The organism is Nocardia harenae NBRC 108248, from assembly GCF_001612885.1.
GTDB classification, from domain to species: domain Bacteria; phylum Actinomycetota; class Actinomycetes; order Mycobacteriales; family Mycobacteriaceae; genus Nocardia; species Nocardia harenae.
The window spans coordinates 378,934-393,372 of record NZ_BDBH01000002.1 but is presented as its reverse complement, the minus strand read 5'-3'; the positions used below and the strand labels follow the sequence as shown (position 1 = coordinate 393,372).

General features: G+C 72.2%; 13 protein-coding genes. 5 read left to right on the top strand and 8 right to left on the bottom strand.

Going from position 1 to position 14,439, the window contains the following annotated elements; translation table 11 throughout:
* Positions 1–110: 110 nt before the first annotated feature.
* A complete protein-coding gene (gene lysX / locus NH2_RS04725; protein WP_067648626.1) occupies positions 111–3,434 on the bottom strand; it encodes a bifunctional lysylphosphatidylglycerol synthetase/lysine--tRNA ligase LysX in 3,324 nt (1,107 codons plus the stop codon).
* A gap of 153 nt (positions 3,435–3,587) precedes the next feature.
* Here lysX and NH2_RS04720 point away from each other — a divergent pair, with 153 nt between their 5' ends.
* The gene (locus NH2_RS04720) at positions 3,588–3,809 is read left to right on the top strand and encodes an RNA-binding S4 domain-containing protein (protein ID WP_067648623.1); all 222 of its coding nucleotides are present in this window, start codon (positions 3,588–3,590) and stop codon (positions 3,807–3,809) included.
* Here NH2_RS04720 and rraA read toward each other — a convergent pair.
* From rraA to NH2_RS04690, 6 genes are all read right to left on the bottom strand, one after another.
* Positions 3,806–4,300 (bottom strand): ribonuclease E activity regulator RraA, encoded by a 495-nt coding sequence (gene rraA, locus NH2_RS04715; RefSeq protein ID WP_067648620.1) that lies wholly within the window; start codon positions 4,298–4,300, stop codon positions 3,806–3,808. The genes NH2_RS04720 and rraA overlap by 4 nt on opposite strands.
* 159 nt (positions 4,301–4,459) lie before the next feature.
* Positions 4,460–5,377: a CopD family protein gene (locus NH2_RS04710; protein ID WP_067648618.1), complete on the bottom strand. Its 918-nt coding sequence runs from the start codon at positions 5,375–5,377 to the stop codon at positions 4,460–4,462.
* Positions 5,374–5,886, bottom strand: coding sequence for a copper resistance CopC family protein (locus NH2_RS04705; RefSeq protein ID WP_067649347.1), 513 nt, complete (start codon positions 5,884–5,886; stop codon positions 5,374–5,376). Before NH2_RS04705 ends, NH2_RS04710 begins: the two co-directional genes overlap by 4 nt.
* 5 nt (positions 5,887–5,891) lie before the next feature.
* Positions 5,892–6,545, bottom strand: a complete 654-nt coding sequence (locus NH2_RS04700) for a YcnI family copper-binding membrane protein (RefSeq protein WP_067648615.1) — start codon at positions 6,543–6,545, stop codon at positions 5,892–5,894.
* A gap of 40 nt (positions 6,546–6,585) precedes the next feature.
* The gene (locus NH2_RS04695) at positions 6,586–7,203 is read right to left on the bottom strand and encodes a hypothetical protein (RefSeq protein WP_157103599.1); all 618 of its coding nucleotides are present in this window, start codon (positions 7,201–7,203) and stop codon (positions 6,586–6,588) included.
* Between the two features lie 44 nt (positions 7,204–7,247).
* The gene (locus NH2_RS04690; RefSeq protein WP_067648609.1) at positions 7,248–7,886 is read right to left on the bottom strand and encodes a DUF6474 family protein; all 639 of its coding nucleotides are present in this window, start codon (positions 7,884–7,886) and stop codon (positions 7,248–7,250) included.
* Positions 7,887–8,012: 126 nt separating this feature from the next.
* On the opposite strand from NH2_RS04690, the gene NH2_RS04685 reads away from it, so the two are divergent.
* The 3 genes from NH2_RS04685 (at position 8,013) to NH2_RS04675 (ending at position 12,589) form a co-directional block, all read left to right on the top strand.
* The gene (locus NH2_RS04685) at positions 8,013–9,680 is read left to right on the top strand and encodes a TM0106 family RecB-like putative nuclease (protein WP_067649344.1); all 1,668 of its coding nucleotides are present in this window, start codon (positions 8,013–8,015) and stop codon (positions 9,678–9,680) included.
* The gene (gene htpG / locus NH2_RS04680) at positions 9,677–11,641 is read left to right on the top strand and encodes a molecular chaperone HtpG (protein WP_067648606.1); all 1,965 of its coding nucleotides are present in this window, start codon (positions 9,677–9,679) and stop codon (positions 11,639–11,641) included. The genes NH2_RS04685 and htpG overlap by 4 nt, the downstream gene beginning before the upstream one ends.
* Before the next feature lie 126 nt (positions 11,642–11,767).
* The gene (locus NH2_RS04675; RefSeq protein ID WP_067648603.1) at positions 11,768–12,589 is read left to right on the top strand and encodes a class I SAM-dependent methyltransferase; all 822 of its coding nucleotides are present in this window, start codon (positions 11,768–11,770) and stop codon (positions 12,587–12,589) included.
* Positions 12,590–12,643: 54 nt separating this feature from the next.
* On the opposite strand, the gene NH2_RS04670 is transcribed toward NH2_RS04675, so the two are convergent.
* Positions 12,644–13,411 (bottom strand): SDR family NAD(P)-dependent oxidoreductase, encoded by a 768-nt coding sequence (locus tag NH2_RS04670; protein ID WP_067648600.1) that lies wholly within the window; start codon positions 13,409–13,411, stop codon positions 12,644–12,646.
* A 134-nt stretch (positions 13,412–13,545) separates the two neighbouring features.
* Between NH2_RS04670 and NH2_RS04665 the strand changes: the two genes are divergently transcribed.
* Positions 13,546–14,424, top strand: coding sequence for an SDR family NAD(P)-dependent oxidoreductase (locus NH2_RS04665; RefSeq protein WP_067648597.1), 879 nt, complete (start codon positions 13,546–13,548; stop codon positions 14,422–14,424).
* Positions 14,425–14,439: the final 15 nt, after the last annotated feature.

Here is a 14,439-nt window from a genome sequence, read left to right as displayed (position 1 = left end):
CGGTGGTCTGCATCAAGATCGCGGGTCGAACCGGTGGTGTTTACACGCCGCGGAATATTCCGCTCGGTGCGAGGACCAACCCGCCGCCCACGGTTCGGGGCGGGAGGCGATCAGCGCGGCTTCACCAGCGGGAAGGGCAGCGTCTCCCGGATACTGCGCCCGGTGATCAGCATGACGATCCGGTCGACGCCCATGCCGAGCCCGCCGGTGGGCGGCATGGCATGCTCCAGCGCCTGCAGGAAGTCTTCGTCCAGCTCCATGGCCTCCGGGTCGCCGTTGGCGGCGAGCAGCGACTGCTCGGTGAGCCGCTGCCGCTGGTCGATCGGGTCGGTGAGCTCGCTGTAGGCGGTGCCGAGCTCGACGCCCCACGCCACCAGATCCCAGCGCTCGGCGACCCCGGCGATGCTGCGGTGCGACCGGGTGAGCGGCGAGACCGAGGTGGGGAAGTCGCAGTAGAAGGTCGGCCGCTCGGTGCGTGCCTCGACCAGGTGCTCGTACATCTCCAGCACGATCTGCCCGGCGTCCCAGTTGTGCTGGAACGGGATGTCGGCGGCGTCGCAGAGCTCGCGCAGCCTGGTCACCCCGGTGCCGGGGGTGACGTCGGCGTCGAGCGCCTCGGAGACCGCGCCGTGCACCGTCTTCACGGTCCACTCGCCGGAGATGTCGACCTCGGAGTAGCCGCCGCCGTCGGTGGGGCGCAGCGCCACCTCCGCGCCGTTCGCGGCCACCGCCGCCTCCTGGATGAGGTGACGGCACAGGTGCATCATGCGCTGGTAGTCGCTGTGCGCCTCGTACGCCTCCAGGATGGTGAACTCGGGGTTGTGGCTGAAGTCGACGCCCTCGTTGCGGAAGGTCCGGCCCAGCTCGAAGACCTTCTCCATGCCGCCGACGCAGAGCCGCTTGAGGTACAGCTCCGGCGCGATGCGCAGGTAGAGGTCGAGGTCGTAGGCATTGATGTGGGTGCGGAACGGGGTGGCGTTGGCGCCGCCGTGCACCTGCTGCAGGATCGGCGTCTCCACCTCGAGGAAGCCGGCGCCGTGCAGCGAGTCGCGGAGCGAGTGCAGCACCGCGCTGCGCTTGGCCATGACCTCGCGGGTGTCGGCGTTGATCGCCATGTCCACGTAGCGCTGGCGCACCTTGGCCTCGGGGTCGGCGAGCCCCTTCCACTTGTCCGGCAGCGGGTGCAGGCACTTGCCGAGCATCCGCCAGTCGGCGGCGAGCAGCGAGAGCTCCTCCCGGCGGCTCACCCCGAGCTGGCCGCTCACCTCGATCAGGTCGCCGAGGTCGAAGTACTCGGTGAACTCCGCGCTGCGCTCGGCCCCGACCCGGTCGCGGTCGATGAGCAGCTGGATATCACCGGACCAGTCGCGCAGCAGCGCGAAGATCACGCCGCCGTAGTCACGAATCCGCAGCAACCGGCCGCAGACCCGGACCGTGGTCCCGCGCGGGGTGCGGCGCGCGGCCGCGATGGTGTGCGTCGGGGGGTAGGCGACCGGGTACGCCTCGATGCCCTGCTCGGTGAGCTTGCCGAGCTTCTCCAGCCGCACCCGGACCTGCTCCGGGCGGCGCGAGCGGATCTCCTCGGCCTCGTCCTCCGGCCAGTCCGGGGCGCTGCCGTCGGCGTGCAGGCCGGACAGGCTCGCGGGCGCGGCGCTGTGCAGCCCGGTGTGCACGGCGGTGTCGCTCTCCGCGCCGAAGCGGGGCAGGAAGCCTTCGGCGAGCGCGCTGGCCAGCGCCACCCGCGGCAGCTGCCTGCGCTCCTCGAAGAGGAAGAAGCGCGGCACCCAGGTGGGCTGGTACTTGACGTTGGACCGGTACAGCGCCTCCAGCTGCCACCAGCGGGAGAAGAAGAGCAGCACGCCGCGCCACATCCGCAGCACCGGCCCCGCCCCGATCCGGCCGCCCTCCTCGAAGACCGAGCGGAACACCGCGAAGTTCAGCGAGACCCGGGTGATGCCGTACTGCTCGGAGTTCAGCGCGAGCTGCGAGACCATCAGCTCCATCACGCCGTTCGGCGCCCCGGGGTCGCGGCGCATGAGCTCCAGTGAGGCACCGGTGCGGCCCCACGGCACCAGGGAGAGCATGCCGAGCACCCGCTCCTGCGGATTCACCGCCTCCACCAGCAGGCAGTCGGCGTCCTGGGGGTCGCCGAGCCGGCCGAGCGCCATGGAGAAGCCGCGCTCCTCGGCGGTGTCGCGCCAGGCGTCGGCGCGCGCGGTGATGCTCTCGAAATCCTGCGCCGGGATGTCGCCGTGCCGCCGGATGCGCACCGTGACGCCCTGCTTGCGCAGCCGGTTCGCGGCCTGCCGCACCTGCTTGAGCTCCGGCCCGGCCAGCGAGAAGGAGCGGGTGTCCAGGATCGCCTCGTCGCCGAGGCGCAGCGCGGCCAGCCCGGCCCTGCGGTAGGCGGTGGCTCCCGGTTCGCTGGCGCCCATCACCGCGGGCGCCCAGCCGAAGCGGTCGGCCAGCCGCAGCCACTCGTCGATCGCCTGCGGCCAGGATTCCCGCCTGCCGATGGGATCGCCGCTGGCCAGGCAGGTGCCGAGCTCGACCCGGTAGGTGATGGCGGCCTTGCCGTTCGGCGCGAAGACCACGGCCTTGTCCCGGCGGGTGGCGAAGTAGCCGAGCGAATCCTCCACATCGGAGTGCGCGAGCAGCCCGCGGATGGCGGATTCGTCCACCCCGGTCATGGCATTGGCGGCGCGCTGCGAGCGCAGCAGCACCAGCACGGCGGCGAGCAGCGCGAGCGCGCCGAAGAGCCCGAGCAGGAAGTTCACGAAGGGGTGCGGGTGGCCGTCGAAGTGCTCGTTGTCCGCGAGCACCGCCGCGGTGACCCGGTACAGCGACCAGCCGGGGCGCTGCCAGCCACCGGGCAGCGAACCGGGGAAGAGCTCGAGCAGCCCCCATCCCACGAGGAAGCCCAGCGTCAGCCCGCCGACGAGCACGCCGAGCGCCTTCCAGCCCGCGCCGCGCCGGACCCGGGTGTAGAACTCGCCCCACGAGGCCAGCAGCACGCCGATCACCGCGAGGTGCAGCACCATGGCGACCAGCGCGGCCACCTCGCCCCTGGTGGTGAAGGTGACGACATTGAGCACCGTGTACAGCGTCAGGTAGCCGACCAGCAACCACCAGGCAATGCGCTTGCGGCTGGCCAACGCCCCGGCGAGCAGCCCGACCAGCAGCGCCCACATGAGGTTGGTGTCGGGCGCGTCGAAGTAGTAGTCGTCGATGTACCGGCGCGGGGTGGCGGTGAGCCAGCGCAGCGTGGGCGAGAGACTCCACAGGAAGATCAGCACGGCGAAGACGCCGAGCACGGTGGCGGCGATGTGCGGAACCTCGCGCAGCCTGCCGTGACCGCGGTGCGGAACCGGCGGTGTCGGCCGATCCGGTGGTAGCTCGGTATCGGCGTGCGGCGGGGCCTGCGTGGAAGTCACGCAGACCAGTGTGCGTGCCGATCGGGCGGAATGCCGAGCCTTTCGCGCGCCGCGTGTCCGACCGTTCGCCGGATGGTAACTGAATCGGGACGCCGGACGCACCCGCCCGGCCCGGTGCCGGACCAGGTCCAACGGGGGAGTATGCATAGGGGCATGGCGGATACAGTCGACGTCCCGATTCAGGACGAGGCCATCAAACTCGGCCAATTCCTCAAGCTCGCCGACCTCATCGAGTCCGGCGCCGAGGCGAAGACGGTGATCGCGGCGGGGCTGGTCCGGGTGAACGACGAGGTCGAGACCCGGCGCGGCAGGCAGTTGCAGCCGGGCGACACCGTCGCCCTCGCCGGGCGGCAGGCCAGGGTGACCGGCGGCTAGTCCTCGGCGCGCACCACGACGCCGTCGTGGTCGCTGTAGAGCATCTCGCCGGGCACGAAGGTGACGCCGCCGAACTCCACCGGCACGTCCTTCTCTCCCGACCCGGTCTGGGTGCTCTTGCGCGGGTTGGTGCCGAGCGCCTTGACCCCGATGTCGAGGGTGCGCAGGATCGCGGAGTCGCGCACCGCGCCGTTCACGATCACGCCGGCCCAGCCGTTGTCCACGCCGCGCCCGGCGATGATGTCGCCGACCAGGGCGGTGTGCACGCCGGCGCCGCCGTCCACCACCAGTACCCGGCCCGCACCCGGCTCGCTCAGCGTCTGCTTGACGAGCAGGTTGTCCTGGAAGCAGCGAATGGTGACGATCCGCCCGGAGAACGCGGCCCTCCCCCCGAACTGCGTGAACTGGGTATCGCAGCTGCGGATCTCGGGGCCGATCTCGTCGGCCAGGTCGGCGGTTGCCACGGAGTCGAGGTTGGAAGTATCGGTCACGGCCTCGATTGTGCCCGGTCACCCGGTGTGATCGGCGCCTCCCCGGCCGTGTCTGCGCTCGTACTCGGCGCGCTCGGTGCCCGTGCTCGCACGTCGGTGTCGGCGAGCGCGGGGTCGAGGCCGTGCTGCGCGGTCGCCACTGTCATCGGCTGATTCCGGTCAGGCGGTGACGGCGAGGGTGGCGGCGAGGCCGAAGGCGAGCGCCATGATCAGCACCTCGGTGACGGCCCGGCGCAGCGACTCCTCGGCGCGCACCCGGTGGCCTGCGGCGCGCGGCACCCAGCTGCGCCGCCACCACCAGCCGAGCCCGGTCAGCGCCAGCAGCACGGCCGTCTTGGCCAGCATGATCCGGCCGTACCCGGAGTCGAGTAGCGCGCTCACCCCGCCCAGCCGGATCAGCCCGTTCAGCACCCCGGTCAGCGCGACCACCGCGATCAGCGGTCCGGCCAGCGCGGAGTAGCGGGGCAGTGCGGCGGCCCACTCGCCGCGGCCGCGCAGCACCAGCGCGAGCGCGACCAGCAGCCCGAACCAGAGCCCGGCGGCCAGCGCGTGCGCGGCGGCCAGCACCGAGCCGAAGGCCTGCTGCGACATGTGCCCGGTGATCGGCCGCAGCACCAGCGCCACCGCGGCGAAGACCAGCACCAGGTCGGGCGAGCCGTCCCCGGCCCGGTAGGCGACCGCGCCGTAGACCGCGATGAGCGCGGTGGCTGCCAGCACCGCCACCCCGACCTGCCCGCCGCTGGTATCCCGGACGAAGGCGCCGAAGGCCCCCGTCCCGAGTTCGCGGACCGGAATGTCGACCACCTCCGCCGCCTCGATGACGAGCACCGCGAACTCGGCCGCGCACCAGCCGCCTGCGACCGCCGCGAGCAGCCGCCACGGCGGCCGCAGCCGCTCGCCGATCCGGGGCAGCGCCGCCAGCCCGAGCACGGTGGCCCCGAGGCCGTCGGCGAGCATCCGGAACGGCGCCTCGGCCGGGGTGGCGCGGCCGAGCAGCCACGCCACCCCGACCCCGAGCAGCCCGGCCACCGGGAGCAGCCAGAGCGCGCGGCGTCGTGCGGTGGAGGGCGGGGTCACGCGCGTTTTCCGCGGCCCCTGCCGCCGGCCAGCGCCACCGCGAGGCCGCCGGCGAAGATCACGACGCCGCCCGCGACGAAGATCCAGACCGGGATGCCGCCCGACCCCTCCCCGTCCGCCGACACCTCCGCGCCCGGCGTGCCGCCGCCCGCCGCGGTGAGGGTGAAGGTGCGCTTGCCGTTCACCGCGTGCCCGTCGGCGGAGGTGACCCGGAAGGCGATCGTGTAGGTGCCCGCCGGGCCGAGCTCGCCGACCGGGACGCTCACCGTCGCGCCATCGACCACCGGGTCGCCCTGCTGCCAGAAGTGGTTGTCCGGGCCGACCACGGTGAGCGCCGGGAAGCTCGGCTGCAGCGGCTCGTTGAAGGTCACGCTGACCCGCTCCGGGCCGACCGCCACCGACGAGCCGTCGGCGGGCACGCTGCCGACCACGATCGAGTGCGCGGCCGCGGTGCCCGCGCCGACGGTGACGAGCAGCCCGGCCAGCGCGGCGACGGCCAGCGCGCGCAGCGGCCTCACGACCGGCGCCCGCGCAGCACCGAGCCGAGCCCGAGCGCCACCGCGAAGAGACCGAGCGCGAGGCCGATGCCGCCGAGCCAGCGGGCGGTCTCGTCGGTGCCGTCCGAGGCGGCGGCCTCGGTGCTCTCGGTGCCGTGCGAGTGGCCATCGGACGACGCCTCGGCGAGGTGCAGGCTCGGGGCGGGGCGCTCCGGCTCCGAGCCGTCCGCTTCGGCGGGCTGGTCCCAGCGCACCACGCTGCCGTCGCTGTAGCTCTGCGCCGCCGGGAAGCTCACCTCGTGCTCCTTCGGCAGCGGGCCGATGGAGACGACGAAGCGCTGGAACTGGCCGGGGCCGACACCGGGGTTGCCTGGGTCGGCGGTCCAGGTGACGGCGGTGACCTCGCCCGCCGGGTTCTTGTCCACCCTGGCGGACCAGCCGGGCAGCGGCTCGGTGCGCACGCTGCGCACATTCGGGATGGTGACGGTGAGCGCGGTGGTGCTCGCGGTATCGGATTCGGTCGGCACCCGGAAGGTGGCGACGGAGTAGCCGCCCTGGGCGGCGCCCGGCGCGTCAACGGTGACGTGCGCGGCGGCGCTGCCGCAGGCGGCGAGGATCAGGGTGGCGGCGGTCGCGGCCGTGACGGAGGCACGGGTGATCGTCGAGTGCATGGGGGATCGCTTTCGGTCGGTGCGAGTGTCGGTGGCGGGATCAGCGCCCGACCGGCGGGGCCCGCGGGCCGATCGCACCGAGCGGTCCGGCCGCGCGGAGCAGGGGGGCGCCGGGGAACCCGGCGAGCACAACGCGCGGAGGCCGCGGGCGCGGCGGGCCGAGCATGGCCCGCAGTGTGGTGGCGGCGAGCGCCGCGAACCGCTCCGCCGCCGGAATCGCCAGCGCGACGAGCAGGGTCACGAGCACGTGCGCGCCCGCCATCGCGGCCGCCCCGCCGGACAGGCCGAGCAGCTGTGCCGCCGCACCGGCGTCGGCCCCGATATCGGAGATCGAGCCGATATCGCCGCCGTCAGCGGCACCGAAGTGGCTTTCCGCGGCGACGCCGAGGTCACCGTGGGCGGCAGCACCGATGTGGCCGCTCGTAGCCGGACCGAGATGCGACGCCAGCAGCAGGTGCGTCGCGTACTGCCCGCCGGCGAGCACCGCGAGCAGCCCGGCCGCGTCGGCGAACCGCCCCGGCCGCCGAACCAGCACCGCGACGGCCCCGGTCAGGATTGAAACCGCTTGCAGCAGCGCGAAATCCGCACCGCCGGGAACCCCGCCACCGGCGGCACCGTGCGCCGCGACGGCGAGCGCGCCGACCAACCCCCCGACCACCGGCCCACGGAGGCGAGCGGAGTCGGGGGCGGCGGGCACGGGCGTCAGCGCACGCCGAGCCGCGCGAGCACGTCGGCCTCCAGGCCCTCGAGCTCGCTGGAGACGGCGGTGTGCACCGCGCGGCGGCGCGCGGCCGGCATCTGGTCGGCGGTGCGCACGGCGGCGCTCAGGCTCTCCAGCCGCTCCCTGGTGCTGCCGACGAAGGCGCGGGTGTCGTCCGACTTGCCCTCGCCGCTCACCTTCTCCAACGCCGCTTCGGTATTCGCGATCCGCGCCTGCAACCGGCCGCCGTGGCCCGCGTAGTCGCCGAGCTGATCGATCCCGATGCCGAGCTGCTGCGCGCGCCGCACGTCGAGCTGCCCGCGCACGAAGGTGGCGGCCCGGTAGGCCAGCGGCGCGAGCACCGGCACCAGGATGCGGGCGACGCCGAGGTACTTCTTCACCTGGCCCGGGCTGAAGGGATCGCGCTCCGCCTTGGCGGCCAGCTTGTCGGCGGCCTTCTCCTCGGCCTGGTAGGCGGCGATCTGCGCCTTGGCCACCTTGCGCTGGGTGCGCGCCTCGGCCCGCCGCGACTTCCGGTCGTTCTTGGCCACCAGCTTGGCCTCCAGCCCCGCCTTGTGCTTGAGGGCCTTGGCCTCGGCCCGCCGGCTCGGGCGCCGCTTGCGCTTGGTGAACAACCCCATCGAAGGCCCTCCGTCATGCCATGGTCACGAGCACGCAATTCGCGCCCAACCCTACTTGCTCAGGGGCGGGCCGCCACCGCCGGATTCGCGGAACTGTCGGGGGTAGGGCTCATACTGCTTCACGTGATCACGGGTGACGACGGGGGCAGAGCTCCCAGGGCCGACGAACCGGGCGAGCGCGTGCCCGCGTTCATCGATGCCCGCTCCCTGATCGGGTGCAGGCACCGGTTGCACCTGGACGCGGCGTACGGGCAGCAGATCGCCGGGGTCAGGGAGGACGCGGGCGTCATCGAGCGGCGCGAGGCGGCGGCGCTGCACCGGCGGCAGGTGCGCGCCGCGCTGGTCGGCGCGGCGCCGGAGCAGTGGGTGGTGATCGACCCCGCCGGGCGCGCCGCCGAGCGGGCCGCCGCCACCCTGCAGGCCTGCGCCGACGGCACCCCGCGGATCTGGGGCGCGCTGCTGCCGCAGGAGCCGGACACCGGCCGCCGCGGCGGCGCGGAGATCCTGCTCCGCGATGCCGAGCGCGGCGGCTACATCCCGGTGCTCGTGGTGAACCACAAGGTCACCGATCCGCGCAGGCCCGAGCCCGCCGACTTCCACCCCACCACCACCGACCCGTACGTCTGGAACCCCGCGCCCGACCCGCACCGCAGGCTGCGCCAGCAGCCGCGCGACCAGCAGCGCCTCGCGCACCTCTACCGGATGCTGCAGCGCCACGGCCTGGCCTCGCCCGCCCTGGTCGGCGGGGTGATCGGCTACGAGGGGAACCGCATCCTGGTGCACGACCTCGGCCCGCTGCTCGCCGAGTACGACCGGCGCTACGCGGATCGGATCGCGGTGGTCCGCGGCGAGCTGCCGACGCTGCCCTCGAAGGTCCCGGAGTGCAGGCAGTGCCCGTGGTGGAGCCGCGGCCCAGGGGGCAGTCCCGGTTGCGAGGGCGTGCTCGCCGAGCGCAGGGACGTCAGCCTGGTCGCGCCCGGCTCGCGCGCCGAGGTGCTGCGCGGGCACGGCGTGCAGACCATCGACGACCTGGCCGCCTGGCGCGGCCCGGAGCCGGAGGACTGGCAGCACGGCCCGTTCGTAGAGGCCGTGGTCACCGCGCGGGCCTGGATCGCGGGCGCGCCGCTGGTGCGCCGGGTGCGGCCGGTGCGGGTGCAGCGCGCGGACGTCGAGGTCGACGTGGACCTGGAGAGCTTCCAGGAGTTCGGCGCCTACCTGTGGGGCACCCTGCTCGACGGCGTCTACCGCCCCTTCGTCACCTGGGATCCGCTGCCGACGGTGGACGAGGCGCGCTCCTTCGGCGAGTTCTGGACCTGGCTCATGCGCACCAGGGCGCAGGCGCACACCGCGGGCCGCACCTTCGCCGCGTACTGCTACTCGCGCACCGCCGAGGACAAGTGGCTCTACGAGTCGGCGCGGCGCTTCGCGGGCAAGCCGGGGGTGCCGACCGTCGAGCAGGTGCGCGCCTTCGTGGACGGGCCGGAGTGGGTGGACATGTTCCAGGCCGTCTCCGAGCAGTTCATCTGCCCGAACGGCAAGGGACTGAAGAAGATCGCGCCGGTGGCGGGGTTCGCCTGGCGCGACCCGGAGGCCGGTGGCGAGGCCTCCATGAGCTGGTACCGCCGCGCCGTCGGGTACGAGGCCGCGCCGGACCCGACCCAGCGCACCCGGCTGCTGGAGTACAACGAGGACGACGTCCGCGCCACCCTGGCACTGCGCGAGTGGATGACCGAGCGCGCGGACCTGGAGGTTCCTGCTCTCGACGATTTCGCCCGTCGTATCATCGCGACGTGACAGAGCACGTCGAACAACTCGAGTTCCGGGCGGAGACCCATCAGCTGCTCGAGCTGATGATCCACTCGGTCTACTCCAACAAGGACACCTTCCTTCGCGAGCTGATCTCGAACTCCTCCGACGCGCTGGACAAGCTACGGCTGGAGTCCTACCGCGACAAGGATCTCGAGGTCGACACCTCGGATCTGCATATCGAGCTGGCGACCGACACCGAGGCGCGCACGCTCACCGTGCGGGACAACGGCATCGGCATGTCCCGCGCCGAGGTCGTGGATCTGATCGGGACGCTCGCCAAGTCCGGCACGGCCGAGCTCCGCAAACAGCTCGCGGAGGCCAAGAGCACCGACGCGGGCGAACTCATCGGCCAGTTCGGCATCGGCTTCTACTCGACCTTCATGGTCGCCGACAAGGTCGTGCTGACCACGCGGAAGGCGGGGGAGACCGAGGGCACCAGGTGGGAGGCCGCCGCGGGCAGCTCCACCTACACCATCGAGACCGTCCCGGACGCCCCGCAGGGCACCTCGGTCGGGCTGCACCTCAAGCCCGCCGACGAGGACGACCACCTCTTCGACTACACCCTGGAGTGGAAGCTCAGGGAGATCGTCAAGAAGTACTCCGATTTCATCGCCTGGCCGATCCGGATGCGGGTCGAGCGCACCGTCACCGAGGGCGAGGGCGAGGAGAAGACCGAGAAGACCGTCGTCGAGGACCAGACGCTCAACTCGCAGAAGGCGCTCTGGACCCGCCCCCGCTCGGAGGTCTCCGACGAGGAGTACACCGAGTTCTACAAGCACGTCAGCCACGCCTGGGACGATCCGCTGGAGATCATCCCGCTCAAGGCCGAGGGCACCTTCGAGTACCAGGCGCTGCTCTTCCTTCCCTCCACCGCGCCGTTCGACCTGTTCACCCGGGAGCACAAGCGCGGGGTGCAGCTCTACGTCAAGCGGGTGTTCATCATGGACAACTGCGAGGAGCTGATGCCGGAGTACCTGCGCTTCGTCAAGGGCGTGGTGGACGCGCAGGACCTCTCGCTCAATGTCTCGCGCGAGATCCTGCAGCAGGACCGGCAGATCCAGATGATCCGCAAGCGGCTGGTGCGCAAGGTGCTCTCGACGGTCAAGGACCTGCAGGGCTCGGAAGACACCGCGGACCAGTCCAAATATCAGACCTTCTGGCGCGAGTTCGGCCGGGTGCTCAAGGAGGGGCTGCTCAACGACTTCGACAATCGGGAGACGCTGCTCCAGGTGTCGTCGTTCGCCTCGACGCACTCCGACTCCGAGCTGACCACGCTGGCGCAGTACGTGGAGCGGATGCCGGAGGGGCAGGACGCGATCTACTACATGACCGGTGAGAACCGGCAGCAGGTGGAGAGCTCCCCGCACCTGGAGGCGTTCCGCGCCAAGGAGCGCGAGGTGCTCATCCTGACCGACCCGGTGGACGAGATGTGGGTCGGCTCGGTGCCGGAGTTCGACGGCAAGCCGTTCACCTCGATCGCCAAGGGCGAGGTCGACCTGGAGACCGAGGAGGAGAAGAAGGCCTCCGAGGCGCTGCGCGAGCAGCAGGACAAGGAGTTCGCCGAGCTGCTCGGCTGGCTCGGCAACACCCTCTCCGACCAGGTCAAGGAGGTCCGGCTGTCGTCCCGGCTGACCTCCTCGCCCGCCTGCCTGGTCGGTGACGTCTTCGACTTCACCCCCATGCTGGAGCGGATGTACCGCGCCTCCGGGCAGGAGCTGCCGGAGTCCAAGCGGATTCTGGAGCTCAATCCGGCGCACCCGCTGGTCACCGGCTTGCGCGACGCCTACGACACCCGCCGCGACGATGCCGATGCGGGCAAGGTGCCGGAGCTGGCGGAGACCGCGGAGCTGCTCTACGGCACCGCGGTGCTGGCCGAGGGCGGCGAGCTGAAAGACCCGGCGCGGTTCGCGCACCTGCTCACCGATCGGCTCACCCGGACGGTGTGATCTCCCGTCGGGGGCCGGTCGCGACCGGCCCCCGACCGCACGTCCGTTTTCCGCACGATTTCGCCGACCGCGGTTTGCCGGAAGGATGCGGACGTAGTCTGGTGCGGTCGGAAGGATCGTCGGAACATGTCGGGGAGTCCGCTGGAGACCGCTGAGGTCTGGGACGCGGTCGCGGCCGGGTACGGGGAATTCGCCGCCGCGATCATGCGGCCCTTCGCCGCGCTCGCGCTGGAGTTCGCCGCGCTGACCAGCGAGTCGGCGGTGGTGGATGTGGCCGCGGGCACCGGCGCGCTCACGCTGTCGGCCGCCGAGCGGGCAGGCCGGGTCTTCGCGGTCGACATCTCGCCGGGGATGCTGCGTTTGCTGGAGGCCGCGGCAGCCGCCGCCGAGCTGGACAACATCGTCACCGACGTCGCCGATGCCAGGGTGCTGCCCTACGCCGACCGCAGCTTCGACGCCGCCTTCTCCATGTTCGGGCTGATGTTCCTTCCCGACCGCTACCGCGCGCTCGGCGAGCTCTACCGGGTGCTCCGCCCCGGCGGCACCGTCGTCGTCTCGAACTGGGCGCCGATCTGTGAATCCCCGCTGCTGACGGTGCTGTACGAGGCGTTCGCCGAGGCGGTGCCCGAACTCGGCGAGCCGCAGCAGGACTTCCTCGGCCTGGAGAACCCCGAGGTGTTCCAGAGCGAGCTGCGCACAGCCGGGTTCCACGGGGTGGTGATCCAGCGGCACTCCATCGTCACCCGCTTCGCCGACGGCGTCGAGCTCTGGGAGACCATGGTGCGCAGCAGCGCCGCATTGCAGGTCATGCGGAAGCTGTGGGGCGCGGAGCTGTGGGCCGAGCGCTCCCGCCGGGTCCGGGAACACCTGGACCGGCGGTACCGCCCGAACCAGCCACTGCCCGCCATCGCGCTGCTCGGCATCGGGCACAAGCCGCAGCTGGACTGAGACGACGAACCCCTCGCGGCCGGAGCCGAGGGGGGTTCGGTCGAGGCGGGGAGCCTAGCGCGGGGCCATGCGCAGCGCGCCGTCCATCCGGATGGTCTCGCCGTTCAGGTAGTCGTGCTCGACGATGTACTGCGAGAGCTGCGCGTACTCGTCCGGGCGGCCGAGCCGGGACGGGAACGGCACGCCCGCCTCCAGCCCCTTGCGGTACTCCTCGGTGACACCGGCCAGCATCGGGGTGTCGATGATGCCGGGGGCGATGGTGTTCACCCGGATGCCGAACTGCGCGAGGTCGCGCGCGGCCGGAACGGTCATGCCGTGCACGCCGCCCTTGGAGGCGGAGTAGGCGATCTGGCCGACCTGGCCCTCGAACGCCGCCACCGATGCGGTGTTGATCACCACACCGCGCTGGCCGAAATCGTCCACCGGGTCGGTCTTCGCGATGGCGTCGGCGGCCAGCCGCATGACGTTGAACGAGCCGAGCAGGTTCACCGTGATGACCTGACGGAACAGCTCCAAATCGTGCGGGCCGTTCTTGGACAGGATGCGCCCGGCCCAGCCGACCCCGGCGCAGTTCACCACGATGCGCAGCGGGACGCCGGACTCGACGACCTTCGCCACCGCGGCGGCGACCTCGTCACCACTGGTGACATCGGCGGCCAGCAGCGTGACGCCGTCGGGTACGTTGTCGCCCGCGCGCTCGATCGACTGCGGCACGTCCAGTCCGAACACGGTCGCACCCAGGTCAGCGAAGCGCTTTGCGGTGGCGGCACCGAGGCCGGATGCCCCTCCGGTGACGATGGCGGCGGAACCCGAAATCTCCACGATGGTCCTCTCGTTCGTGACAGCCCATTGGCTCTGGGTCATTCGCACCCTAACCGGTCGGAATTTCCGGTCCGCCCGCGTCCCTGCCCGATGAATTGCGAACATCATTGTTCGTGAGGTGGTATCGTCGGGTCATGAAGCTGTCCGCCGGTGCTTCGCTAGCCGGCCGCAAGATTCTGATCACCGGCGCCGCGCGCGGTATCGGCGCCGCGCTGGCCAGGCAGCTGCACGCGCGCGGCGCCGCGGTGGCGCTGCTCGGGCTGGAGCCGGACCTGCTCGCCGATGTCGCCGCCGACTGTGGCGACGCCCCGTGGCGCTACTGCGACGTGGGCGACCAGGCCCAGGTGGAGCGGGTGGTCCGCACCCTCGTCGGCGAACTCGGCGGGCTCGACGTCGTCGTCGCGAACGCGGGCATCGCCCGGCAGTTCCCGCTGCTCGGCGGGGAGGCCGCGGTGCTGGAGGAGATGCTCGCGGTGAACGTGCTCGGCGTCTATTACACGCTGCGCGCCACCGGCCCGCACGTCGCGCACCCCGGCGGCTACGTGCTGCTGGTGTCGTCGCTGGCCGGGGCGGTGCACCTGCCGCTGGCGGGGGCGTACAGCGTCAGCAAGGCCGGGGTCGAGGTGCTTGGCAACACGCTGCGGCACGAGATCAGGCACACCGGCGCCAAGGTCGGCATCGCGTATTTCGCCGAACTGGACACCGACATGACCTCGCGCGGCTTCGGCACCGCGGCCGCGCGCGCCATCCTGGGCCGGGCCACGGTGTCCGGCGTCGCCCCGCTCGGCCCGGCGATCGATACGCTCGAGCGCGCCATTCTGCGGCGCAGGCGGCAGGTGGCCTCCCCGTGGTGGGTGGCCGGGGTGCTCCCCTTCCGCGGGATCGCCCAGCGCGTGATCGACCTGGCCCTGCGGCACGGCGTCGAGCAGGCGGTGGAGATCGCGCGCACCGAGCGGGCCGGCTTCACCACCGACCAGCCGTCGCGCACGCGCACGATCGAGCGATCGGCCTGACCCCGGGTTGTGCAC

Coding starts and splice junctions, on each gene's coding strand:
- NH2_RS04665 (WP_067648597.1), top strand. CDS start 13,546: ATGAAGCTGTCCGCCGGTGCTTCGCTAGCCGGCCGCAAGATTCTGATC.
- NH2_RS04720 (WP_067648623.1), top strand. CDS start 3,588: ATGGCGGATACAGTCGACGTCCCGATTCAGGACGAGGCCATCAAACTC.
- NH2_RS04700 (WP_067648615.1), bottom strand. CDS start 6,545: ATGCACTCGACGATCACCCGTGCCTCCGTCACGGCCGCGACCGCCGCC.
- NH2_RS04675 (WP_067648603.1), top strand. CDS start 11,768: ATGTCGGGGAGTCCGCTGGAGACCGCTGAGGTCTGGGACGCGGTCGCG.
- NH2_RS04690 (WP_067648609.1), bottom strand. CDS start 7,886: ATGGGGTTGTTCACCAAGCGCAAGCGGCGCCCGAGCCGGCGGGCCGAG.